Origin of the sequence: Methanoregula formicica SMSP, from assembly GCF_000327485.1 — an archaeon.
In the GTDB taxonomy this organism is placed as follows: domain Archaea; phylum Halobacteriota; class Methanomicrobia; order Methanomicrobiales; family Methanospirillaceae; genus Methanoregula; species Methanoregula formicica.
Genome location: NC_019943.1, coordinates 447,689 through 472,385 on the forward strand (window position 1 = coordinate 447,689; position 24,697 = coordinate 472,385).

Genomic DNA, 24,697 nt, shown 5'->3' on the forward strand with positions numbered 1-24,697 from the left:
TTTTCACCAATATACAGTTATTGTCTTATATCTTACTCAACGTTTTGATTTAGATTTAAAAACACTGATAATATTCCTAGAAATGAATTACACAAAAACCAAAAATATTACCCTATATTTTTGATTCCAAGAGTGCCTGATCAAAAATACCCCAATTCTCTAGGTTATATCCATTTTTCCCTTTGTTTTTACGAATTTGATCCCGGTATTGCAATGCGATCTCAACACACTCCCTCCATGTAAGGAATGGAATATGCACCTGATCCAATCGCTGGAAAAGAGCCCTTTGGCCGGCACCTGGTGTGATTCCGGAGCCGATACTGTGTTCAATGTGATACGCCACCAAAGGCGGAATAAGGGCAGTCTCTCGAAATCCTGAAAAATATGCTACCATGAGGAACAGACTGTCGATATGCAGGGAATACATTTCCAGTTCCGGGTATCCCCGCAATGCCACCCAGTCCTCCTTTGCCATAAGGGTGAAATCCCCGCAGGCATTATAGTGCAGGCAGGGGGTCTTCAGTTTATATAGGAAATTCCGGCAGTAATATCTCAACAGGGCAGGATTTTTTATCACATCGGAAATAACGCCGCGGATGTTGACCATGCTGGTCAAATAATACCTTGAATTGATCCGGATTACGTGAGTCCGGCAGTAGGTGAGTTTTTCCTCGATCATTGCACCGGGAGGAATTGCTGAGTCAACATCAATTCTGTCAACACGGTAAAAAATTCCCGGCTCCAGCTTTTTTTGTGAGAGAAACCGGATCAGTTCATCAGAGAATATTATATCGATGTTAGTGGCAAGGACGAACCTGCCTTTTGCCCTGCGGATACCCACATTTTTCCCGATCATCTGGAAAAGGGGGAGAACATCCGCATGCTGGAATTTTTTATGGACTTCTGGTGGGACCGTAATAATCCGAATCGAAAGATAATCCGATGGTTTTGGCCATGATAATGCTTGTTCGAGCGGCAGACGATCTACAGGTGGATTCCATTCAACGATGATGAGTTCCACCGGGAATTGGTATCTGCTTACCTGCTCGCTGATGCAATCGATGAATATCTGCATACGCTGCAATAGTTTCCCGCCATGGTCATCATTGCGAGATACTGCCACGATACTCAGGTAAGGGGCATTTGCAGGCATGTTTCCGTAATATTTCTGTTGATCGGGGGATTAACATTGTGTTCGGTGTGGCTAGAATCAGGGCAGCTTGGATTGACGCATCTGAATGATACTGGCGTCATTTAAGAATACCAGAGCCGGAACAACAGTTAGTCAGAAACCATCCCTTACCTTTAATATTCCCGGAAAAAGACCCCATTAGGACAAACATGGATTCACGGTCTGAAATAAGATACCGGTATGCAGTATCCGTCATCCTCCCCGCCCTCAACGAAGAGCTCACCATCGGCGAGTGTATCCGCAAGATCCAGACCGTATTCCATGACAATACTATCGATGGCGAGATCATCGTCGCCGATTCCTCAACTGACCGCACCGCAGAGATCGCACAATCGCTCGGTGCAATTGTCATTCGCCCGGAAAAACCCGGTTATGGCAATGCATACCTTGCCGGATTCGCCCACGCGAAAGGCCGCTACATTGTCATCGGTGATGCCGATAATACCTATGATTTCTCCGACATCTCCAAACTTATCGCTCCGCTTGAGGCAGGTGCGGATTTTGTCATCGGCTCGCGGTTCAAGGGTGTTATCCATAAGGGAGCCATGGCCCCGCTCCACCGCTACATCGGAAACCCGGTTTTGACGTGGATGGTAAATGTCATCTTCGGCACCCGATTCTCCGACACACACAGCGGATTCCGAGCGATAACACGTAATGCCCTGGACCAGCTCAACCTCCGGACCGGCGGAATGGAATTTGCTTCTGAGATGCTCGTGATGGCCGCAAAGGAGCAGCTAACGATCGTGGAAGTGCCCATCGATTACTATCCCCGGCGTACCCCGTCGAAACTCCATAGTTTCGCAGACGGGTGGCGGCATATCCGGTTCGTGCTGCTCATGAAGCCCCTTCCTTTCGTAGCAATACCCGGACTTCTTTTTTCCCTGATGGGGATCCTGTTGATGGGATTCTTTTATTCTCAAGGGGAAGTCGAATCATCCCACCTCCATACCTTTATCCTTGGGGCAATCTTCTTCATGGGTGGTCTTCAGGTTATCCTGACCGGCTTTCTCATGAAGACTTACTCAATCATCCATGGTTATGAGAAGAAAGCCGGTATCATCGAAGTCATCATGAATTACCATAACCTGGAAAAGTTCATCCTTGCCGGGATTCTTCTTTCGCTCGCGGGTATCATTTTCGGAATTAATATTTTTATCCACTGGATAACCATCAACTTCGGTGTTCTTTCCCAGATCTCAACGGCAATTATCTCGCTTGTCCTGATTACCACCGGCATCCAGGTCTTCCTCTTCGCGGTATTTCAGAGTATGATGCTCTTAAACGAGAACAACGGCCATGCCTGAACCGGACCGGATGAAGATCGCCTTCGTCTACGATGTCATCTACCCGTACGTGAAAGGTGGCGTGGAGAAACGAGTGTGGGAACTTTCGCGAAGACTTGCAGCCCGTGGCCACGAAGTCCACATCTTTGGGATGAAGTACTGGGATGGGGACGACATCCTGAAAAAAGAGGGGGTCATTATCCATGGCATCTGCGCGGCACAACCACTCTATTCTCATGGGAGACGGACAAAGCGGGAGGCACTGGACGTCACCGTGCATCTCGCACTTTCCCTTTCCAGCGCGAGAGTGGATATCATCGACTGCCAGCAATTCCCATTCTTTCCTGCGATCACGGTCAGGCTTGTATCAACTATAAGAAAGATACCGTCAGTGATCACCTGGCATGAAGTCTGGGGGGATTACTGGAGGGAATACCTCGGATCTATAGGGGTTCTGGGAAAGGCAGTCGAACGGTTTGTCGCCTCGCTCAAATCTCCGGTTATCTCGGTCTCTCCGACAACTTCATCCCGGTTCAGGAAAGAATTCGGCCGGCAGTCGGACGCCCTCTTGCCCAACGGGATCGATATCCGGCACCTGAACGCCATTACTCCGGCACAAGAGTCAACAGACATTATCTTTGTTGGGCGGCTTATCCGGGAGAAGAATGCAGATCTCCTTGTACAGGCGATTCATCTCCTTGTCAAAGAGTTCCCGGGTATCAGGTTAACAATCATCGGTGATGGCCCGGAACGGAATGCGATTGCAACACAGGTGACGAACTTATCCCTGGAGAAGCACGTGAGGATGTACGGCTTTATCCAGGACCATGACGAGGTCATCGCAAAGATGAAAGCAGCCAAAGTGTTCGTCCTCCCCTCATCGCGGGAAGGATTCGGGATTGCCGCCCTGGAGGCACTTGGCTGCGGTCTCCCTGTTGTAACAATCAGGCACCCGGCAAATGCAGTCTGCGATCTGATCTCTGAAGAAAATGGATTTGTCTGTTCTCCTTCTCCGGAAGATCTTGCGCAGGGTATCCGCAACGCGCTCTGCAACCATGAACTGATGCAAGACGCCTGTAAGGCCTCAGCCGAGGCCTACGATTGGGACCATATCGTCGCTAAGGCTGAACGGTATTACCAGTCAATCGCAAAAAAACGGGCAGCATGACCGTTTTCCAGGTATCATGAGACAGCACTGCCATTCTGCACATCAGCCTCTGTCACGGAAACCTGACGGGAAGTACCAACAATGTGATACGGCCCTGTTGCTTTCACCCCGGTTGTGCTCCCCTCGGTTGCATACGGGACAACGAACTCCCCGTTGGAACTCTCCTGGCGGTACACGAACGCCCGCCCGGTATTGGTTACGAGGTTAAGTTCGATCACGCCCTCGCCGGAGATATGGGCCCCCTTCACATACTCGAAGACTTTCACCAGCCGGATATCGGGAAGAGTACTACCTTGTCTGCTTCCGAGCTGGACAGAAATATTCGTGGGGGATTCATGCACCAGCCGGTAGTGTGTCAGTGCCGGAACCGGTTTCACCGGCTCGTACGGTGCAGAGGAATAGAAATTCGCATAGGAATCTCCCACTTTCAGGACAGATCCTTCCGAAGAGATCTTCAAACTGCTGTCCGAAACGCTCATCTTCTGCATACCGCTGATCACCCGTGCGATCCCCCCGGCTCCGGCAGTACTTCCTGAGTCCGGAACCGTCCGTATCGTATACGTTGTGTATTGGGCACTTTCAGGAATGACAAGAGACCCATCGAATACCTGGAGCCTGACGATCATGGTCTGGAAATATGCGTCACCCAGAAGGTGAGTCTTGGTCAGGACACCGGATGAATCGGGAACAAATGCCCAGTAGATATAGGGAGTAACTGTGTCGGAACCCGTGATCCAGGGGATGAGAGAGGGGAATGTGTCGGTAGCTGTGCCGAGATCCGTTATTACATAGCGGCCCTTGAAATCCGTGAGGATAGCATTTGCCTGTTCCTCACTTCCGGACAGGTAGAATGCAGCAACGCCATGTTTCCCGGCAAGGTTGTCCTGGAATGGATTTGTTATAGGAAGGCGCTGGGAAAAGTACGTTATCCGGTGTCCCTGCTCCCACGGTGCAAGAATACCATACGTGCTTTCAGGATACGTGAAGGTCTGTTGATCATAGGCTTCAAAATAATCGACACCGGTCGGGGGAGTTGAGGAACCCAGCCAGACAAAGGTCTCTGCCCAGTCTTTGGGGATCCCGTTTGCGTGAGTCCGCGCGCCATATGCGTAATCCTGTACCGCTGACTGAACACAAGCCGTTGCAGTAATAATCGCGATCATGACAAGAACCAAGCCCTTGATCATGACGGTCCTATCGGCGGTGGCGGATTCGCGCGGGCCTTCCCGCACCTTTCGCTCTTTCCTGGCGCTCACTTGCCGGGCAACCCCGGTCGTTTCCCCGTTTTTGAAGAGACGGGTGATGATCCATGTGCCCGCGCCATCCCACGATATTTGAACCAGTGCTGAAGAACAGACTGCCGCCGTGAGGGCAGCGGGAACCGTCAGGTACAACTGGAACCGCTGGTGGGGGATGGTCAGAAGAAGCATGACGACAAGCCATGCCAGAAGGAAGACCTGTTCGGATTTCTGCTTCTTCAGAACGGAGAATGCAAGGATACCAAGTCCCCCTGCCACGAGAATGAGCGAGAGGCCGAATGAATCATAAGCAGCGGCAAGCGACCATGCCTGTGTTTCCCGTACCGCGAGGGTGTATGCCGGGGAGCCGAAAAGGAGGGTGAATGCCTGGTCTCTGATTGACTGGAACATCGGAATGAAACCGACGACAGCAAGCCCCCCCATGATAATCCCGGCAAGAGAAAGGTAATAGTAACGGGAGTTCTTTTGGAAGATTTTCGCCAGCCCAAAGAGCAGAAGTGTCTCCGCGATAAGCCCGACCATCACGTATACGTGGGTGATGGAATACGTGGTCAGGGAGAGGCCACTCCAGGGCAGAAATCCAAAGAGCGTTTCAAGAATTGCACCAGTACAGAACACGATGCCGTTAACAAGGAGAAGGTAATCCGCGTGCACGTGTCCTGAAAAATCAAGAATGCCCTGAGTGAAGGTGGTAATTGCGACAATAATCAGGCAGAGGATGACTGTTGGGGAGGTAAGGTAACCCAGGAAATAAAGAATTCCGGCCAGGCAGGATAGAGATGCAGGCACAAAAAGAGTTCTTGAGGGCTTCAGGTCAACAGCTGTCTTTCTGGCGGATGAGAGAGCAGAGAGATATGCAAGAAAAAAGAGCGCAACAAAGAACACTTCAGCACTGTTGTGGTCTGCCCATCCATACGACGACTGGACAAAATACGCATAACAGATGACCGAGACCAGTCCCGCAGCAACGATACCGGCCATGCGGTTCCATATCATTTTTCCCAGCAGGTAGGTTACGGGAACAAGAAGTGCAGCCAGGATCGGTGAAATCCATCCGACAATGTTCACAATATCCGTGCGGGAAGATGCACCGAAAAGGATTGAGAGTGCAGCCCCAAGGAACGGGTAGAGTGGCCCCCAGTCAATGGTTTTTCCTGTTGGAAAAGCGGTCATTGGATCGAACCAGTTGTACTGGAGGAAATGTGCTACCATAACGTCGATCTGTCGCATGGTATACCACACATCGGCACCGCTGTTCAGCAGGAATCCATCAGGGGGGATGAATACTGCAGGGATCATCCTGAGAACGAATGCCACTCCCATGAAGAGGACAAGACACCCTCCAATTAGGTATCGCCGGTTTGTCTCGCTGGAAAAAAAAGTCATAACTCCTGAATTCTCCCGTTATTCAGAAATATCCCGGTGATGATAGATGAATATTCCGAAATCCGGAACGGACAACAAGGGCTTTGGAGAACTACCGGCCCGCCACTACCATTTTCCAATTATTACATCAGTGTCCGCTCTCACAGAGGGGCGCCTTCGTATACCGCAGAGACCGTAATTGCGATCTGAGAACTCATTCCGGAAAGAAAAAATCGGATGTCCCCGGCTCCAGCGAACCGCCCGGGTCACCGCACAAACAGCAGGCTCCGCACCTCGTTTGCAGTCATGCCCGGCTTCAGGCTGGTGCCATAGAGGAGCCTGATTGCTTCTTTATCGATAAGGGAAAGCGCTGTGTTGGTATTGCTGCCACTGTAGAAGAGACTGTCCGGGTACAGGTCGGTAGTGCCAACAAGGCCCAGTTCGTAGAAGAGGCTCCGGAGGATGACATGGCTGCGTTCGTCTCCCTTGAGATCATTGTTGATGTAGATGGTGCCGAGGGTGACCTTGGCAACGGGCCTGCCGTCCTGCACGAACTCCTTGTTGGTCAGGCTCTCCGATGAGTTCAGGGGGATTGCGCTCATGCCATCCTCGGTAACGAACTTGATGACGATATCTCCTGTTGCGCTCCCCTGCTTGACCTGCGTGGAGATCTGGTTGGTGCGGGAGAGACTGTTGAACTCCAAAAGAGCGGTCTGGACAGCCATGGCATCGGCATCACGGTTCCCTACCATCGAGATCACGATCCGGCCGTTGTTCTGCGTCTCGCTCCACCGTTCAAGGTAGGGATTCCTGGCATCGAATGCAAGGTCAAGGAAGTGCAGTTTCGCTGCATCGGCAGAAGGAGTGATCGTTTCTGCCACAACGGCAGTTCCCGTAGGTACCACGGTGACCGGCACGGTTGTCGGGGGGGCTGACGTGGGAATAACCCGGGGCAGGGAGACCGTTGTAGTGATGCCCTGCCCGATGTCCGTTGCCGACATGCCAAAAAAAAGCCAGACAATGCCGATGGCGATAATGATAACTCCGGATATGATAAACCCCCAGCCGGCTTTCATGGATCAAGGTGCACCCCCGTGGATGTTAAGCCTGTCCATCAGGGAACCGGAAACGTATCCGGGACACATGAGTGGGACAGGAAAGCTCGCGTGCGGCGTCTGATGGATGGTGCCCGGGAGCGCTGCATGGTTCCAGCATTCCCGGCCGCCGAGATCCGGTTCAGTACACCTGATATGTGTGGCGTGGAACAGTTCAGGGATTGCTCAGGAAGTACCATCCCGGAGCCGGTACCCGACCCAGTCTCCCTTGTCCGGGACCGGCGCGGGATTCTCGATATGTGCAAAGACAAATTCGAAGGCGTCGTTGTCTACGACACTCCTCCCGCTCTTCTCACAGTAGTGCACGAAGGCCTTGTACATGATATCGAACGGGACGCGTGCCTCGGGGTCCGCGATGAGGGCATCTTCGTGGAACTTCCAGATCCCCTCGAACTCGATGTCCTCGTCCACAAGTGGCCGTGCAAGGATCTCGTCTACCGCCTCCACGGCCTCCTGCTGCTTTGACATCTTCTGGAGGTCACGGTAATAATCGGCAACGAGCGTGAGCCCCTGGCGGAGGTCGTTCAAGTCCTGCTCCAGGCCCTTGATCTTCTGTTCGGTACCAGTTATCTTATCAGATGGATCCATTGCTCGTGGGGGAATCTTTCTTTTGAGGCATTATAATGCCTCCGATTGCAGGAAAAGGACTCATTTATGGACTTTGTGGTCAACGGCCGGAGATCCGGCACCCGGCATACACGACCTGCCCGTACGAGACACAGCCGTCCCCAAGCGGGTAATCCCGGTTGATTATGCAGGCGAGGTTTGCGGCTGCAATCTCCTTTTCGATTGTCGTGCGGATTGCATGGTTATAGGCAACGCCGCCGCTGAGGGCCACCCTCTTCATCCCCTCGCGTTCCGCGGCACGGACGGCCATCCCAGCGATCCCCCGGGCAAGGTTGTACTGGAACGAGGCGGCGATGTCCCGGATTGCCCTCTGGTCTCCGCGTGATGCGTCCATCCGTGCAAGCGCGGTCTCAACCAGTGCCCGGCTGGAGAGCATCTCGCAACCGTCCTGTGTGGCAAACAAGAGATCCCATGCTTCAGCCCTGCCACCGGCAGCCGCCGATTCGAGTTTCATGGCCGGCTCACCGTCATAGGTCTTCTCCCGGCAGATCCCAAGCAGGGCCGCTGCAGCGTCGAGCACGCGTCCGGTACTCGTGGTCTGCGTCACATTGAAACCTGATGCAACCTGTTTTTCGAGAACGCCCAGTTCGATGCCCGACCATCCCCGGGATGCAAGGAGGGCCTCGATCCGTTTGTCCGGCAGGATCCCGTAGAGCATCCGCTCCGGGAACTTTGTTGCAAGGTCGCCACCCGGCATGGGAACCGGTTCGAGGTGGGCGACCCGCACAAGGTCCGGCACCTGCCCGGCAAAGATCTCGCTGCCCCAGACCGTCCCGTCATCCCCGTATCCAACGCCATCGATGGCGATACCGATGCAGGGCTCCGTGGTGGTTGCCGCGATATGGGCCCGGTGGTGCTGGACGGGGACCAGTTCCAGGCCGTGCTCGGAGGCGATCTCGCGTGCGAACCGGGTGGAAAGAAACTGCGGGTGGAGGTCATGGGCGATCACGTCGAACTTCGCCCCGAGGATTCGCTGGAGGTTTTTGACCGTCTCCTCAAGGTATTCGAGCGTTGCCGGGTTCCGAACATTTCCCACGTGTGGAGATGTGACGGCAAATCCTCCCTTGTAGATCGTTGCATTCGCGTTCAGCTCGGGGCCGACGCCAAGGATGCAGTACTTCCCAAGATCGATGGCAGTCCGTTTCGGTGCAATCCCGCGGGAGAGCCGGATGATGTACCCGTCCCGCACCACCGAATCGTCACACCGGTTCACGATCTGCCGGTTATGGGTTAAGAAGAAATCAGCATCCCGGCAGAGTTTTGCCATCGCAGTGTCGATCTCCGTGATCATCGGGTAGCCAGGCATATTTGCGCTCGTCATGATCAGGAGCGGGTGTTTCAGCTGGGAGAAGAGGAGGTGGTGGAGACCGGTGTAGGGGAGCATGCAGCCGATGGTATGCAGGTTGCTGATCCCGGCATGGGCGTCCGGATCGCGCTTCTCCAGCACCGCTATGGGGTGGACCGGATTTTCCATGAGGGCCCGGTTTTCCGGTGATACGATGGCGAGCCGGTCGAGATAATCCGGCCGGACCATGACGGCGAACGGCTGCTCGATCCGCCCGAGCCGGTGCTTGAGCGTTCCTGCTGATTCCTCCACGCAGGCAAGATGGAAGCCGCCGATCCCCCGGATCGCGAGGATGAATCCCGCGTCAAGGAGGCCGGCTGCCTCCTTTACCGGGTCTGAACATGCGACCTTGTGGCCGAGCGTGTCGGAAAGTGTGAGTTCCGGCCCGCAGGAGGCGCATGCGATCGTCTGCGCATGGTGGCGCCGGGAGTGTGGGTCATGATATTCCACTCCGCAGGCAGGGCACATAGGGAACTCCGCCATCGAGGTCCGCTCGCGGTCATAGGGGATCTCCTTAATGATGCTGTACCGGGGCCCGCAGTTCACGCAGGAGGTGGCCCAGTAGTTATGGTACCGTCCCCCGCTCTGGAAAATATCCGAAATGCATTCATCGCAGATCGCGATATCGGGAGGGATCATGCCGGAGAAGGAACCCGAACCGCTCTTCAGGATCACGAACCCGTCGGCGATCGGCGCATTGGTCCCTGTACATTCAACGGAGTCGATCCGGGAGAGCGGGGGGCCCCTTGAAACAGCAGAAAGGAATTCGTCGAACCTCTCCGGCTCGCCGCGGGCAACAATCTCCACCTCGCTTCCGAGGTTCTTGACCGTGCCGGCAATCCCCAGCCTAAGCGCCTGTGCATACACGAACGGGCGGAATCCGACACCCTGCACAATTCCCCTGACCGTGATCCTGCCCGATTTCTGCATGGTCATGCCGCAAAAATTTATTGATGCTCGGGGGGATATATGTATAGGGTTTTCACCGTGCCGGGACATATTCGCATCGTCAACGATCCAGTGGAGCTGGTCCCTCTGCTGATGACCTTCAATGACCCCAACTTCAAGAAGGTGTATGAACTCCTGAACAAGTCGTGGATGACCGAGAATGAGATCCGGGCGCAAATCGACGAGGAATGTGTCCCGCTCTGCCTCCAGATCTTAAAAAAAGGCAACCTTGTTGAGGAACAGTGGCGGATGCCGAAGCCCGGCAAAAAGCCGGAAAAAGAGTTCCGTGCAACCTACAATAAGTTCCGGGCCAACTTCCAGTGCAACCTCTCCGATCTCTCCGATATCCTCTACATTGCACTCTCAAACGACGAGAACCTGAGGAATGTCGTGGAGAACATCGAGGGAGAACTGAACAAGGGCAACAGTTCCATCAACGACCTTTCACGGAAATACAGTATCAGCCCGGTCTTCATCAAGGGCCTTGCCAAACGGATCACGCACATGGACGTGAAGGGACAGGGGCTGGTGCTGCTTGACACCGGGCGTTAAGGACCCCCTCTATTCTATCCTCCGGAGCAAGCGCGAGGTCTCGCGCCTCCAGATCCTTGTCGAGATCGCCGAGCACCAGCCGGCAGTCCGGCAGCAGGAGATTGCCGGGAAGCTGGGTGTGACCCCGCAGGCGATCTCCGAGTACATCCGCGAGCTCGTGGACGAGGGCATGGTATCGGCAAGCGGCAGGGGCAACTACGAGGTCACGAAGTCGGGCATCGAGTGGGTGCTTGCCAATGCCGAGTCGCTTGAGTCCTATGCCCGGCACATCCGGCGCGACATCATCCAGCAGGTCTCGGTCTGGACCGCGATTGCGGCCGAGAACGTAAAGGCCGGCGACGAAGTCGGCGTGTACATGAAGGACGGCTTTCTCTATGCCGCAAAGAAGCCCTCGGCAGCAACCGGCTCGGCGATCGCGGATGCAAAGAAGGATGAGGATGTCGGGATCGCACGGCTGAACGGGATCATCGACCACCACGAAGGCGTTGTCCATGTCTGCAAGGTTCCCCGGATCCAGCATGGGGGCTCGCGAAAGGTGAAGCGGGACAAGCTCCTTGACGTGATCGGAAAAGCCGGGTTTGTCGGGGCGGTAGGCCTCGAAGCCTTCATCGCCCTGAAAGCGGCAGGCAGGAAGCCGGACATGTTCTTTGGCGCACGGGAGGGCGTGATCGAGGCCGCGTTCCACGGGATCGACTGCACCATTGTGGTCGTGGACGAGGAGTTCACGGATTTCTTAAAGCGGCTGGAAGGCGTGGGGCTCTCGTACGTGATCCACGACCTGATCGTCCCGTGAACCCGCCATGAAGATCATTGTCCAGCCCCAGAAAGGCGACAGTTACAAGCTGCTCTTTTACGACGGCAGAAACGTGAGGGGCGCCGGGTACGTCGACCTGCAGGACACCCCCCGCGGCCCCCGGCCCACAAAGTACCGCGTGAAGTGGGGAACGAAAAAGGAGTACCGGCATACACCCTCAAAGGACCTTGTCGCGAATATGCGCGAGGCGGAAATCCTGCTCGTGAAGCGGGACCACCGGTTCGAACTCTTCCTTTCTGACTTCCAGATGAAGTCCGGCATGGTCGATGCCTGCCGGATGTGCCTTCTCGAAGAGAAGTTCACGCAGCTCGATGCCAACAACACCATCCTGTTCGGGAAGAACGAGAAGATCTGCATGGACTGCGGCAGGCGCGAACTCCGGCGCGAGGTTGCCCACCTGGGCCGGCTTGGCCGCGACGGGATCAAGCACCTCGAGAGCCTGCTCATCCAGTTCCGGAACCTGGACCGGGTGCTTGCAACGCTTAACCCCGAGAAGATGACAATGGGAGCGGCGCTCTTCGACAAGCTCGAAGCCCACCCGGTGATGACCACGGCGCCGCTCAACGAGCTCCCCCTTCCCCGGCAGTTCGTGGACGCATGCGGAGTGAAACAGCTGATGCCGGCCCAGCAGCTTGCCGTCGAGGCCGGGCTGCTCTATGGAAAGGACCTGCTGGTTGTGGCAGCGACTGCGAGCGGGAAGACGTTCATCGGCGAAATGGCCGGGCTGAAGAACTATCTCGAAGGCCGGGGCAGAACACTCTTTTTAGTCCCGCTCGTGGCCCTCGCGAACCAGAAGTACGAGCGGTTCACGGAGCGGTACGCGAAGTTTGCGAAGAGCGGGCTTCTTACCGGTGTGAGCCGGCTGAACCTGCCTGAGACGCGGAAAGTCGGGGACCGGAACCCGCAGGCCCCGATCATCGTCGGGACCTACGAGGGCGTGGACAACATGATTCGGCGCGGGGAGAAGATGAAGAACATCGCAACCGTCGTGATCGATGAGGTGCAGATGCTTGAGGACCCCGACCGGGGCCATCGTCTCGACGGCATGATCGCCCGGCTGAAGTACCTCTGCCCGCAGGCCCAGTACCTCTACCTCTCGGCAACCATCGGGTCCCCCAAGATCCTGGCAAAGAAGCTGAACTGCAAGCTGGTCCAGTACGCGGAACGGCCGGTGGGGCTCGAACGCTACCTCCTCTTTGTTGAGCGCAAGCAGAAGATCCCGACCATCAAGCAGATGACAACCGAGGAGTACAAGCGGACGTCCTCGAAGGGCTACCGGGGCCAGACCATCATCTTCACGAATGCGCGGGCCCGGTGCCACACCATCGCTGATGCCCTCGGGATGCGGGCAGCCGCGTACCATGCCGGCCTGAGCACGCAGGAGCGCCGCGACGTGGAGACCCGGTTCCTGCAGGGCAAACTGATGGCCGTTGTAACGACGGCGGCGCTCGGTGCCGGTGTCGATTTCCCGGCATCGCAGGTGATCTTCGACGCCCTTGCCATGGGCCGCGACTGGCTCTCCGTGCAGGAATTCAACCAGATGGCCGGGCGGGCGGGGCGGCCGGATTTCCATGATCTTGGCCGGGTCGTGATCCTGGCTGAGCCCGGCGGCAGTTACTCCCGCGAGAACCCGTTCACGGAAGAGGAGGTCGCGATCCGGCTTCTCAAAGGAGAGATGGAAGAGGTTGCTCCCGAGCATGACTTCGAGCAGAGCTCCGAGGAGTACGTGGCGAACGCGGTTGCCTGCGGGGGCGAGGAGGCCGGCCTCAACCGGATCAACAGCATGATGGTCGGAAGCATGGAACCTGTCCTGCCGGACCTTGTCGCCAACCGGCTTGTCGAGAAGCATGGTACAAAGCTCGTGATAATGCCGCTTGCCCGGGTCATGGCCGAGCATTTCATCGGCATGGAGCGGCTGCTTGAGATCGTCCGGCTGACAAAGACCATGGAGGACCCGGTGGAGATCATCGCGGAACTGGAGAGCGGCGGGCTGGAGAAGGAAGTAAAGCCTAATCCCGGCAAGGTGAAGGAGCCAAAACCCGGGAAGCAGCAGAAGAGGCAGCACGGGCGAAGGCATCGGTAACGAAGACCGGAATTCCGGAACGGAAGCGCCCGTTCCGGCGATCAATCAGCATTATATGGTTGGCCTGCCCAATGGTTTTCCATGACAACCCCCAAGGAGGAAGAGCCTGCGATCCAGGAGGACATTAAATACCTCACCCGCACCCTGACTCCGGACAACCTTGATGCGAACGTCATGTTTGCAAAGGAACGGGGCATCCGGTCCTGCACCCCGCCGTTCGATGCGCAGAAGAGCGGTCCTGGTGTCCGCGAGCGGCTGAAAAGGGTCCAGCCGCCACAGGAAGACTAAAACAAGTCTTATGCTTTTTTCGAACGGCACACCCAGATATCGTAGATCGGGTCGGCCGGGTTCTCGCTGATCTCAACCGTCCTTCCCATGCCTTCGCCCCAGTCCCGGATTAACCGTGCCTCGGGCTCTGTTCCCACCGTGATGAGCGTCTCTTCCGTTACCGCGAAGAGTTCGGAGACGATCTGCTGCCACATCTCCTGCGAGAATGAGTTGATCTCGCCCATCATGATCCCGATTCCCCTGGGTACGGGCGCGGTGTACTGCGATACCTTCATGGCATCGATCCACATCGTCTCATCCGGCAGGAGCCGCCCGGTCGAGAGGCCGAGCGAGAGGAGCGCCGGGTCGTTGTCGAACGAGAGGGGCATGTAGCCAAGGTCACGGAGCACGAGTGAGCCGACACCGGATCCGCAACAGGCATCGATGCAGGTTGTGCCGTTCCCCCGCCCCCAGGTCTTTTCGACCAGATCTTTGAGGATGCCCCGCCGGTTGGGGTTGAGGTCCTCGATTGTCGGGGATACTTCTGCCCGGAGGGCAAGGCTGTAGTATTCCCTGACAGCCGCCGCCCAGGCGGCCCGGTCCTCCTGGTAGATTCCCCCGTTTACGTTCTCGAACTTCTCGATCAGGAGGGCTGTCGGGTTCCGGAAGAGGAACGACCCGGTGACCCAGCAGTTGCCGTTCTTAAACGCAAGGGCGAGGGGCTCCTCCTGTTCATCAAGCAGGAGCCGGCCCTCGTCACCCCCCGCAAGGGTCAGGGTATCATTATACCGTGGATCGGGAAGGACCGAGAACTGCGGCTCGACAAACACGACCTCGTCAACTCCCAGGATCTCCGCTGCCATCATTCTTTAGTCACCCCGCTCGATCCGCATCCCGTGCGGTGCTTCGATGGTCCCGTCAATCTTCGCGTCCTCGTGAAGCACCAGCGACTTCGCCCTGACATCGCCAAGGATGTGGGCCCCCCGCTTCACGAACACGGTCGAGCCGCTCTCCACGTTTCCGTGGACGGTGACGCCGCTGACCACCGTGATCCGGTTCTTTGCCCGGAGGCTGCCGAAGATGACCGTATCCTGCTGGACATCGATGGAGCCCGCCCGGATGTTGCCGTGGAGCCGGCACCCTTTCCCGATCTTCATGGTCGAGGGAACAGAGAAGACCTTCATGTTCAGCTTTGACCGGGCGGGGATCATGAGCGGAACCTCCCGTGTCTCTTCCTCGTCATCCGAGAAGAGGTCATCGAGGATCCGGTCGAGTTCCTTCTCGTTCTCGATATGGAGGAGGGTCATCAAGTAAATGATGATGAACATGTAGACCGGCATCGGGTTCCGTATTGCGATGTCGCCTTTTGCTGAGAATCCGTCCACGATCTCGACCTTCTCGCCGATGTCGAGCGCCCCGTTCACCTCCAGCTTCCCGAAGATCTTCACGCCCTCGCCGATATAGGCGTCCCGTTTTGCGATAACATCGTTTCCGATCTCGCACCAGTTCCCGATCCGCGTGTCCCGGGCCGCCCAGACGTACTCGCGGATTTTCGAGGATTCGCCCACGAAGACATCGTTGCCCCGGAGCCCGTAGTCGATCTGGCAGGACTCCCCGACCACGATGTCGCGCGCGGTCTTGAGGCTGTGCTCCTGCAGCTCCGTCCCGTCGGGAAGGAGGCAGTGACGGTGCCAGTCTTGTGCGGATCGTTCTTTCATGGGTCTCCGGGAGGGGGATTATGCCCCGAACTTGTGCGATTTGTTGACGAGGTCAAGGGCTATCGGCAAAAGGTCGACTCCCCGGATCCGGCCAAGGCCGCCCTTTGCGCAGGAGAATTCATCGTACCGGACAATATCGTCCATCCGTACGCCCTCGCCCCGGATCAAAACAGGGACCGGGTCGGCGGAGTGGTCCTTGATGCAGACCGGTGTCGAGTGGTCTCCCGTGATAATGATGATGGTGTCCTGCAGGCCCAGCAGGGGTTCGAGCAGCGGGTCGATCTTTTCAATGAAGGCCTTCTTCTGGTCGGCAAGGCCGTCATGGCCGGACTCATCGGCGCCCTTGATGTTCATTAAGACGAAGTCCTTTGTCTCAAGCTCCCTGATCGCCGCTGCAACCTTCCCGCTGATGTTGCTGTTCTGCGAGCCGGTTATCCCGGGAACCTCAACGTGAGGGAGGCCGACCGCTTTCCCGATCCCGGTGATGAGGCTTGCCGCCGAGATGACCGATCCCGACAGTTCGTATTTTTTCTGGAAGGGCTCGAAGTCCCCCATCTCCCCGGCTCCCCGCATCAGGACGATGTTAGCGGGGGCGAGGTCCTGTTCTACCCGCGCCTGGTTGATGGGGTGGTCAAAAAGGATCTTCGTGGACTGTTTCACGAACTCGTTGCAGACCGCTGCCGTCTTGTCCTCTTTCTCTCCCGTACGGAGTACCTTTACGGTGAGCGGGGCAACCCCCTCTTTCTTCGGGTCGTTGGAGGAGACGCAGTGGCTTAATCCCTCGCCCTCAAGAGCCAGGGCTGCCCGGTGCCCCGCCCCGGACCGGAAAATGAACTCAACGCCGAACTTCGAGAGATCGACGCCTTCCTGGATGGCTTTACTCAGCGCTTCCGTGTCGTGGATACGCCCCGCACGGCGGTCAATGACCTTCCCTTCGGGAGAAAGGGTCGCGTAATTGCACCGGAACCCGATCATGCCGGCCTTCATGTCGATGCCGGTGCCAACGCATTCGAGTGGTCCCCGGCCAGTGTAATACTTGTACGGATCATAGCCGAGGAGGGCAAGGTGGGCGGTGTCGGAGCCCGGGCGGATGCCGGGAGCGATCGTGTCCATGACCCCGCAGATCCCTTCGGCAGCGAGCTTGTCGAGAACGGGTTTCCTTGCCGCGGAGAGTGGTGTTCCGCCCCGGAGCGCCGGGCAGGGACGGTCAGAGATGCCGTCAAGGACGATGAAGAGAATTTTCTTTGCGGTCATTCTTGTGCAATGGTTGGGCGGGAGGGGTAATATGGTTTCTTCCCTCTGGAAGAATATCCTGACGCCATCCGCCAAAAATTTTCAATCGTCCCCGGGACCCTGCTTGTTTTTTCAGCGGCTCCCGGTTGATCGGCCGGCTCCCTCACTACAGACACGCAGAAAAATTGTATGTTGTTCAATAGTTTTGTAAGTTCAATACCCTGCGATCGCCTCGTTACCTGACACCATGTTATTGCGATTGAACATGTTCAGGCAGGGTGTGGCCCGTATCCCCGGTCACACCGGTATACGGTACAGCATGTCTGGAACGGATCAGGCCGATCATTCCGCGTCCGGCACGATGGCCGAGAGGATGACCGCGATGACCGCAAGGACGAGCCCGGCTCCTACGGCAACCTGGAACCCGTACACGAGTGTTGCGCAACTGATACTGGCAAAGTCCACAACGGCTCCGGCTTCCCTTGTGGCGAGCGTGAAGATCGCAGCATAGGATGCCGTCCCGAGCATGCCGGCGAAATAGACGATGGTCATCACGATGGAGGACGCGGTACTCTCCTCGCCCCTGGGTGCCTTCTCGATGATCCTGGTTGACGCAGGCGCGGAACCGATCCCGAATGCAAGCCCCATCAGGATGAAGCCGAAAAGGAGCGGCACGATGCCGTATTCGGGGGAGACGACCGTGAAATACGCGCTGTACACGGCAACAATGGCACAGGCGATGATGGCGAACGGCCGGCGGCGGCCGGTCTTGTCCGACCATCTCCCGAACGGGACACTGGTGATGGCGATGACGGCCGGGGGGACCAGCAGGAGGAGACCGCAGGTCATGAGGTCGAACTGCATGCCGCTTGTGAGATAGAACGGCAGCAGGTACAGGATGCCCGTGAAGACGATGTTGATCAGCAGGAACGCCACAAGGACCGCCGAGAACTGCCAGGATGTAAAGATCCGGATGTTCAGGAACGGGTCCTTTGTTGTCAGCTGCCGGGCAACGAACAGGGCCGTGCAGACCAGGGAGAGGATCACGTAGGTGAGGATCCCCGAATCCGCTGCACTCCGGGCAGGCAGTTCCTCAAGGGTGAAGACCCAGAAGACCATGCTGGCAAAGAGCAGGATGGCGCCCAAGTAATCGAACGATGCCGCGCCACGTCCCCGGTCCTCTTCATCGGCCGGAATCACCCGTGACGCAAAGAGGACGCCCACGATCCCGATAGGGATGTTGATTAAGAAGATCCAGTGCCACGAGAGGTACTGGGTGATCACCCCGCCGATTGCCGGTCCGACAGCAAACCCGATCGAAGCGGCTGCGGCGATAACCCCGAATGCAGTCCCGAGCATATCCTTTGGGAGGTAGCGGATGCAGAGCAGCGGGGCCACAGCAGCGATCATCGCAGCTCCTGTACCCTGCAGGGCCCGTGCGCCAAGCAGGACCTCAAGCGACGGGGCAACCCCGCAGACTGCCGAACCGATCGTGAAGACCGCAAACCCGGCAAGGAAGAGAAATTTCGCACGTCCCTGGTCTGCGATCTTCCCGAAGACCAGGAGGAGCCCTGCCATCATCAGCAGGTAGGTGATGATAACCCATGCAATCGTCCCGGTGTCTGTACTGAAGTATGAGGCCATGGATGGCAGAGCCACGTTGACGATTGCACCATCGACCCCGTCCATGACTACGCCCAGAGCCATCGCTCCGAGCAGCAGTTTCTGGCGGAACGGATCGGTGATGACGGAAGACATGAAGCAGGAAGTTCGTTTGAAAGATGATAAATATCTAGTATTTACACCCGCCCGGGCCGGCATTTGTCAGGAATGAGACACCGTTCTTCGACCCAGCGAGCCCTTAACGTATCCGACCTTGTATTCCAGAAAAAGAGAATAATATTATGAGGTGTCGACCGGCGCTGCGACCGGTTCGACCTTGGACTTGATTACCTCAACCCGGCGGGTTGGGTAGATGGTCTTGACGGCCTTGAAGAGGTCGCGGGAGATCTCACCCGAGACGATGCCGTTCAAGAGGGTGGTCAGGTCCCATGCGCCTGCCTGTGCGGCAATACCCTTCATGATCTCACCGCGGATCGCGTGCTCCTGCGAGAGGTTGGCACGGGCGAACGTGTACGTGCAGACCGTGAGGCGGACCTTCTTGCCTTCCTTTGTGGTGATCGGCACGATGGTGTCGATGCGGGAGCTCCGGCGCTTGACGAGCGAGCGGAGGTAGTCCCGGGTCACTTCGTGGCCCACGAACTCGGTGTATGCCGAGTCGCCGGTCACGGTGTTGATCTTGAAGCTCATCTTCATGTGCTGCTTGGCGTAGTCGTTTGTGATCTCGCCGAGCGTTGCGTGCATGATGCGGCCGACAACGCTGTCAGCATCGTTAGCAATGGTGTCGCCGATGTACGCCTTGCCGAGGTTGTCGGGGGTGTGCACCTTGAACCAGCTCTTGGCCTTCCAGCCTTCAACTCTTCTTCCTACCTGTTTCTTCTTTGCCATAATATCACCTGTCGGTTTTCGCGGTGAGAGAACATGCGTCCTCCGCCACTGCCAGGTTCATCAGATAATCGTCCACCGATGCAATGACCGAACGGAGTTGTCTGCCCGTGATCGTGGTCACGACCCGGCCCCCCTCCGCCCGTGTCTCCATGCTGCGTAAGTTGTCGGGCGTGAGCGCCGCAGCAACGCAGGCTGCATTGTCGTGCAGGGTCGTTATTGTCCCTTCGGCGTGCATCATGCTGCAACCGCCTCCTGCCAGCCGTGTGCGAACTCCGCGATCTTCTCGCAGGGGATGGTTGCCCCTGCCCGGAGCGTGTGCCCGCCGCCGTTCCCGCCACAGGCTTCCGCAATGGCCCGGACCTTCGGCCCGAGTTCAACGGTGCATCCCTTCGGGTTGCGTGCGGAGATCCGGCACAGGCTGCCGCCCGGGGTCTTTGCAAAGACAAGCACCGGGCAGGTAGCCGGGATGTCGCGGCAGAGGATGTCGGCAACGTCGCTTGCAACGCTCGTGTCCTTCACCTCGTATACCCCCATGATCCCCTCGTACGGGCTCGCCGATTTCACGGCATCGATGATGCGGACGCGGTGCTGCCGGGCAATCTCCCATGCACGGTCGATGTCGTGCGAGGAGCGCAGGCAGAGCGATGCGCCGATGTCACCATTGCCGGTCTTGCCGCAGGCATCGATGACCGCGGTGAGGGCATGGGCATCCTCGATCACCTCGCGCTGGAGGTGGTACGTGTCGCCCCAGATACTCTCGAGACCGGCAAGGGTTGCCTTCGGCGCCGCTTCGAGCACCACGCGGGAGACCAGAGTGTCGAGCCGGAGCGGCTCGTCCGCCTTGGTCTGGTCGCGTGACTCATCGATCATGTCGGCGATCAGCTGCTCGGAGCCGCTGATCCCGTCAAGGTACGGGTGCGTTGCAGTATACCAGCGCTCGACCATGTCCCGGCCCGGGAGCAGTAAGCCCCGGTCCGGCACAATGATCCCGTTCGAGATCGCTTCGTTGAAGATCGCAAGGTTCCTGCCCCGGATCTCCTGCCCGTCCCCGATGATCCCGGGGATAACGAGGCCAGCAAGGTCGCGGTTGTCGCCCATCTGCTGGGCAACAATGTATGCGGTCCCTGCTGCAGAGAGCTCCCGGTCGCCGTCAATGCCGGCAAGGCGTGGGTTGGCCTGGAACTCTCCGGTAAAGAGCGGGAGGTGGTGGTCCACCACCATCGTCGCTTTCGGGAGGTCTGCTATGCCTGCGCCGATATCGCAGAGGAGGTATGCACTTTCAGCGGGGATGTCCGCTGCTGTTACGTCCTGTCGCACCCGGAGCCGGAACCGTATGCCTGCACGGAGCATCGCGTGGCAGAGGATGGAAGCGGCTGCAATGCCGTCCGCATCGTGGTGCGCGAGCACCTCGACGAACTCCTGCCTGCGGATCTGTGCTGCAACGGTGGCAGCCTGGGACTCAAGCGACACGGACATGTGGACGAACTCCTGATGGATTACCTGGAGAGGAGGATCTCGGCGTTCTCCGGCTTGTAGACCCAGCCGGCGGGCAGCTTCTTGCTCGACGTGTAGTACTTCACGAGACGGCGGATCTTGGACTCGACCAGCTGGAGCTGGCGCTTGTTGTGCAGGTCACGCTTGTTCTCGCCAAGGTGTTTCCTCATGCCAAGGGCCTTGCCCATCAGGTCGCGGAGGTCCTCGGGGATCTCGGTTGCGACCTTGTTCTCGCGGAGAATGGTCCCGATCCGCTTGCCGGTTGCCAGCTTGACGTCGGGTACGCCGTACCGGTCCCTCAGGACCAGACCGATCTTTGCGCTCGATGCGCCTTCCTTCCGGAGGTCCAGGATGATCTTGGTGATCGCCGCGGGGTCAGTGTTCGACCAGGCGGGCGCCTGTTTCCGGTAGGGGCGGACAGAGCATGACTTGCCCCTTCTGCGGGCGTGCATTCGTGCCATGGTGTAGCCTCCTTGAATAGACGAACGTAAGTCCAGAAAAGTGCAGTGCAGGTACTGCTACTGACTCTCTGTAATCCCAAAGCCATGTTCAGGCAGTGCGGTGGTCGCACGTCGGACTTACATCTGTCAGCACATTAAACAGTGCTGGCTTACTATTGGCGGGGAGGGGTAATAAAAGGCACCGTAGTGTCAGCCCCCATCACAAAGGAGCGTCCTGCCCGGTGCGTCGCCACTTGCCCGGTGGCACGACAATATCGAACCGTGCCCCCTTACCAAAAGTTCCGGTCTCGGTGATGGTGATGCCCGTGATCCGGAGGATCTCCCGGCAGAGGAAGAGCCCGAGGCCGGTGTGGTTGCCATAGCCCTGGTCAAAGATCCGCTCCTTCTCCTCCGGGCGGATGCCGACGCCATCGTCCTCGTACCGGATCACGAGGCTGCCTTCCCGTTCCTCTGCAGAGAACCGGACCCGGGACAGGCCCGGCCTGCCATACCGGATCGCGTTGTCGATGAGGTTGAAGAAGACCTTCTCAAGGAGCGAGTCGGCATAGATCTCGATGTCGGAAAATCCGATCTCCACGGCGATCCCTCCGGTCAGGAGGGTGCGGTTTGCCCCGGAGATTGTTGCGTTTACATTGTGCCAGACCGGGACACCTGCGCCCACGTCCTCGAAGTCCCGCGTGAAATTGATCTCCCGGTCGATCAGGGCAGCGATCCGCTGCTCCTTTTCAATGAAGTCGCGTGCCGTATCGTTTCCGGTGTAATCGCGCGAGAGCTCGAGGTAGGTTGCAAGCGCAGTGAGCTGGTTTAAGATGTCATGGCGGGTGATGGTCGAGATCAGGGTGAGTTTATGGTGGGCGTTTGCCAGGGCATCCTCGGCCTGCTTCCGCTTGGTGAGATCCCGGGAGATGCCCATGACGCCGGTGATCGTCCCGTGCGTGTCCCGGATCGGGACAAGGAGCGTATCATGCCAGATCTCGCCGGTCGGGAGCGGAAGGCTGCCCTCGATCTTGATGGCTTCCCCGGTAGAGATGACCCGGTCCAGTGACTGGCGCTGGCTCTCCCCGACCGGCCCGGGGAAGAGCCCGGACCGCGGCCTGCCAGTGATCTCGCTCTTTTCCCTGCCGAATGCCTTCGCTGCAAAGGCGTTGACATACGTGACGGTGTCGTCCCTGTCGATGATGAAGATGATGTCCTGTGCGGATTCGGCCAGCATCCGGTACCGCTCCTCGCTCTCTGCCAACTTCTCCCGGGACGCGGCGAGTTCGGTAAAGACAGGGTCGATCGACACGGCAAGCCGGGTGAGCTCGTCGTCCTCCCGGGATACGGTCGTATCCTCTCCGTCTGCGTCAACTCCCCGTTCTTTCACCGACCGGATGATGGTATTGATCCGCGAGAGGATGATCCGGTCGACAAAGACAAGGATGAAGAGGGTGAGGAAGATACCGGCAACCGCGATGCTGACAAGGAATGTCGTAATCCCGGACATTCCCGTCTGGTAGATACTGCGCGGGCTTGTTACGGCAAGGTAATAGTCAGCCGGGGGCTCCTGGTCGGCGAGCGGGAGGTACGCGGTCACGAAGTCATTGCCGGATGTCTCGACAGCGACCCGTTTTCCAGCTTCGAATTGTGCCTTTACGCCGGAAAAGGTGGCGTTGTCCGCGATCTCCGTTGCGGAAACGATCGAGATGGTGTCCCCCGTGCGGTCCGAGAGTTCTGAGAGATAATCCCCATTGATGCGGCGTGCAAGATGAAGGCTTCCTGCGGCCGGCCCGTGGGCATCGTCCATGAGGATGGGGTGGGATGCAAAGATGACCGGCCCCGTGGAAGCCTCCAAAATCCCGTAACTCCCGTTCTGCGAGCGGAGGGTACTCATCGCCATGTTGAACCGTTCCATGTCGTTGACGTAGGTGCCGGAAGCGGGCTCGATCATGAGGGCGGTGTCATTGTACTGCATCGAGAAGATGAGGCCGCCGGTCCGGTTGAAGATCAGCACCCTGTCCTGGGGAAAGCGGGAGAAGAAGTCCGCACCCATGTTCTCGCGGAGCCAGTCCGGGTTTTCCCCCTCAACGAACTGGTACGTCGACGACCAGACAGAGTAGTCACGGGTTGTTGAGAAACCCGACTTCAGATCGGTCTCGATGGCGCTCCGTGCCGTTGCAACGGCATCCTCCATCTCGATAGTCTCCAGTTTTTTGTAGCTTGCCTCCATGGAAACGGCGGAAAAGAGGGCAACCAGGGAAAATGCAAAAATGAGAGCGATCCCGATCCCGAGCAGCAGTTTCGTCCTGAGGTCCATCCGGGTATGCTCTCCCCTGCTATCGTTTCCCGGAGCAATCCGGGCTGACTATTGACAACTATAGATAATCGTGGCGGAATAAATCCCTGACGGTTGTCGGCCTTCCCCCGACATTCAGGGCAATGACGTACTCCGGTACGGACTCCGCAACAGGCGATTGCCCGCCCATCTTCCTCCACCTTTTTACCTTCTGCAGGCAAAACGGATTATTAACGATGGACAAGATCCCGATTGAGTCCCCTGACGAGGAATCCGCGATACGCTTTCGCGACTGCTTCTCGGTGCGGTACATCCAGTCGGCAGCAGTGCTCTGCCGGCTCGGGTACGGGATCGAGCAGGAAAAGAAAGGGCAGGATGCCCTCACGGAGGAACAGGTGCTCCGTCACGAGGCGTTCGTGCTGAACGCTATCCTCTCTGCCGTAGCATTCCTAGAGTCCACCATCAACGAGCTGCACGCGGATGCCGTGGACGGTGCCTACTTCTATTCTGACGAGCAGCACGAGGCGGTCCTCAAAACAATCGCGGACGGGTGGAAGAACGAGAAGAACTTCGACCGTGCCCCCCTCATCACCCGCTACCAGAAGATCCTCGCGATTGCCGGGACTGCTCCGTTCGATGAAGATGATGCGGCATTTTCGAATGTCCGGCAGTTGATCGAGATTCGCAACCACCTCATGCACTACAAGCGGGAGTGGATCGTTATCGGCGAGGAAAAGCACCCGGGAAAAGCGGAGACCACAAGCGAACGGTTCGGGAGGATCCTGGCTAAAAAATTCGCCATAAACCCGTTCGTTGCCAGAAACCGGCCGTTCTTCCCCGACAAGTGCCTGGGCCACGGGTGTGCGGAATGGGCCATTGTCAACAGCGTCATCTTCACCGATGCGTTCTTCCGGAAACTGGGCCTTCCGGCTTCCTACGAGGGGATCCGCGACGAACTTTCAACGCGATAAAAAAGGATATTCCGGC

21 protein-coding genes are annotated in these 24,697 nt (G+C 57.5%); 7 read left to right on the forward strand and 14 right to left on the reverse strand.

Going from position 1 to position 24,697, the window contains the following annotated elements:
- Positions 1 to 112 precede the first annotated feature (112 nt).
- Positions 113 to 1,153, reverse strand: coding sequence for a hypothetical protein (locus METFOR_RS02235; protein ID WP_015284482.1), 1,041 nt, complete (start codon positions 1,151 to 1,153; stop codon positions 113 to 115).
- A 188-nt stretch (positions 1,154 to 1,341) separates the two neighbouring features.
- Here METFOR_RS02235 and METFOR_RS02240 point away from each other — a divergent pair, with 188 nt between their 5' ends.
- Together METFOR_RS02240 and METFOR_RS02245 are read left to right on the forward strand one after the other, a co-directional pair.
- Positions 1,342 to 2,499, forward strand: coding sequence for a glycosyltransferase family 2 protein (locus METFOR_RS02240; RefSeq protein WP_015284483.1), 1,158 nt, complete (start codon positions 1,342 to 1,344; stop codon positions 2,497 to 2,499).
- Positions 2,492 to 3,646: a glycosyltransferase family 4 protein gene (locus tag METFOR_RS02245; protein ID WP_015284484.1), complete on the forward strand. Its 1,155-nt coding sequence runs from the start codon at positions 2,492 to 2,494 to the stop codon at positions 3,644 to 3,646. Before METFOR_RS02240 ends, METFOR_RS02245 begins: the two co-directional genes overlap by 8 nt.
- A 14-nt stretch (positions 3,647 to 3,660) precedes the next feature.
- Here METFOR_RS02245 and METFOR_RS02250 read toward each other — a convergent pair whose 3' ends face one another.
- From METFOR_RS02250 to hypF, 4 genes are all read right to left on the reverse strand, one after another.
- The gene (locus tag METFOR_RS02250) at positions 3,661 to 6,291 is read right to left on the reverse strand and encodes an oligosaccharyl transferase, archaeosortase A system-associated (protein ID WP_015284485.1); all 2,631 of its coding nucleotides are present in this window, start codon (positions 6,289 to 6,291) and stop codon (positions 3,661 to 3,663) included.
- Positions 6,292 to 6,536: 245 nt separating this feature from the next.
- Positions 6,537 to 7,346, reverse strand: a complete 810-nt coding sequence (locus METFOR_RS02255) for a DUF2927 domain-containing protein (protein ID WP_015284486.1) — start codon at positions 7,344 to 7,346, stop codon at positions 6,537 to 6,539.
- Positions 7,347 to 7,550: 204 nt separating this feature from the next.
- Complete coding sequence (locus tag METFOR_RS02260; protein WP_015284487.1) at positions 7,551 to 7,973, reverse strand: hypothetical protein; 423 nt, start codon at positions 7,971 to 7,973, stop codon at positions 7,551 to 7,553.
- A 79-nt stretch (positions 7,974 to 8,052) separates the two neighbouring features.
- A complete protein-coding gene (hypF, locus tag METFOR_RS02265) occupies positions 8,053 to 10,287 on the reverse strand; it encodes a carbamoyltransferase HypF (RefSeq protein ID WP_048111079.1) in 2,235 nt (744 codons plus the stop codon).
- Between the two features lie 39 nt (positions 10,288 to 10,326).
- Here hypF and METFOR_RS02270 point away from each other — a divergent pair, with 39 nt between their 5' ends.
- The 4 genes from METFOR_RS02270 (at position 10,327) to METFOR_RS02285 (ending at position 14,042) form a co-directional block, all read left to right on the forward strand.
- Entirely contained in the window at positions 10,327 to 10,857 is a 531-nt protein-coding gene (locus METFOR_RS02270) for an ArsR family transcriptional regulator (RefSeq protein ID WP_015284489.1), read from the forward strand.
- Complete coding sequence (locus METFOR_RS02275) at positions 10,841 to 11,650, forward strand: DUF7839 domain-containing protein (RefSeq protein WP_015284490.1); 810 nt, start codon at positions 10,841 to 10,843, stop codon at positions 11,648 to 11,650. The genes METFOR_RS02270 and METFOR_RS02275 overlap by 17 nt, the downstream gene beginning before the upstream one ends.
- 7 nt (positions 11,651 to 11,657) lie before the next feature.
- Positions 11,658 to 13,754 carry a DEAD/DEAH box helicase gene (locus tag METFOR_RS02280; protein ID WP_015284491.1) on the forward strand — a complete coding sequence of 699 codons (2,097 nt, stop codon included), beginning with the start codon at positions 11,658 to 11,660 and terminating at the stop codon, positions 13,752 to 13,754.
- 81 nt (positions 13,755 to 13,835) lie between these two features.
- Positions 13,836 to 14,042 carry a hypothetical protein gene (locus METFOR_RS02285; RefSeq protein ID WP_015284492.1) on the forward strand — a complete coding sequence of 69 codons (207 nt, stop codon included), beginning with the start codon at positions 13,836 to 13,838 and terminating at the stop codon, positions 14,040 to 14,042.
- 8 nt (positions 14,043 to 14,050) lie between these two features.
- On the opposite strand, the gene METFOR_RS02290 is transcribed toward METFOR_RS02285, so the two are convergent.
- From METFOR_RS02290 to METFOR_RS14395, 9 genes are all read right to left on the reverse strand, one after another.
- On the reverse strand, positions 14,051 to 14,887 hold the full coding sequence (locus tag METFOR_RS02290; protein WP_015284493.1) for a hypothetical protein: 837 nt from the start codon (positions 14,885 to 14,887) through the stop codon (positions 14,051 to 14,053).
- Positions 14,888 to 14,890: 3 nt separating this feature from the next.
- Complete coding sequence (locus METFOR_RS02295; RefSeq protein ID WP_015284494.1) at positions 14,891 to 15,739, reverse strand: polymer-forming cytoskeletal protein; 849 nt, start codon at positions 15,737 to 15,739, stop codon at positions 14,891 to 14,893.
- An 18-nt stretch (positions 15,740 to 15,757) separates the two neighbouring features.
- The gene (locus METFOR_RS02300; RefSeq protein ID WP_015284495.1) at positions 15,758 to 16,993 is read right to left on the reverse strand and encodes a 2,3-bisphosphoglycerate-independent phosphoglycerate mutase; all 1,236 of its coding nucleotides are present in this window, start codon (positions 16,991 to 16,993) and stop codon (positions 15,758 to 15,760) included.
- Positions 16,994 to 17,314: 321 nt separating this feature from the next.
- Positions 17,315 to 18,730: a DHA2 family efflux MFS transporter permease subunit gene (locus METFOR_RS02305; protein WP_015284496.1), complete on the reverse strand. Its 1,416-nt coding sequence runs from the start codon at positions 18,728 to 18,730 to the stop codon at positions 17,315 to 17,317.
- A gap of 144 nt (positions 18,731 to 18,874) precedes the next feature.
- Positions 18,875 to 19,480, reverse strand: coding sequence for a 30S ribosomal protein S3ae (locus METFOR_RS02310; protein WP_015284497.1), 606 nt, complete (start codon positions 19,478 to 19,480; stop codon positions 18,875 to 18,877).
- A gap of 4 nt (positions 19,481 to 19,484) precedes the next feature.
- Positions 19,485 to 19,718, reverse strand: a complete 234-nt coding sequence (locus METFOR_RS02315) for a KEOPS complex subunit Pcc1 (protein ID WP_015284498.1) — start codon at positions 19,716 to 19,718, stop codon at positions 19,485 to 19,487.
- Entirely contained in the window at positions 19,715 to 20,956 is a 1,242-nt protein-coding gene (locus METFOR_RS02320; protein ID WP_015284499.1) for a DHH family phosphoesterase, read from the reverse strand. The genes METFOR_RS02315 and METFOR_RS02320 overlap by 4 nt, the downstream gene beginning before the upstream one ends.
- Before the next feature lie 20 nt (positions 20,957 to 20,976).
- Positions 20,977 to 21,435, reverse strand: a complete 459-nt coding sequence (locus METFOR_RS02325) for a 30S ribosomal protein S15 (protein WP_015284500.1) — start codon at positions 21,433 to 21,435, stop codon at positions 20,977 to 20,979.
- A gap of 199 nt (positions 21,436 to 21,634) precedes the next feature.
- The gene (locus tag METFOR_RS14395) at positions 21,635 to 23,731 is read right to left on the reverse strand and encodes a CHASE4 domain-containing protein (protein WP_015284501.1); all 2,097 of its coding nucleotides are present in this window, start codon (positions 23,729 to 23,731) and stop codon (positions 21,635 to 21,637) included.
- 215 nt (positions 23,732 to 23,946) lie between these two features.
- Here METFOR_RS14395 and METFOR_RS02335 point away from each other — a divergent pair, with 215 nt between their 5' ends.
- The gene (locus METFOR_RS02335) at positions 23,947 to 24,681 is read left to right on the forward strand and encodes a hypothetical protein (RefSeq protein WP_148277571.1); all 735 of its coding nucleotides are present in this window, start codon (positions 23,947 to 23,949) and stop codon (positions 24,679 to 24,681) included.
- Positions 24,682 to 24,697 lie beyond the last annotated feature (16 nt).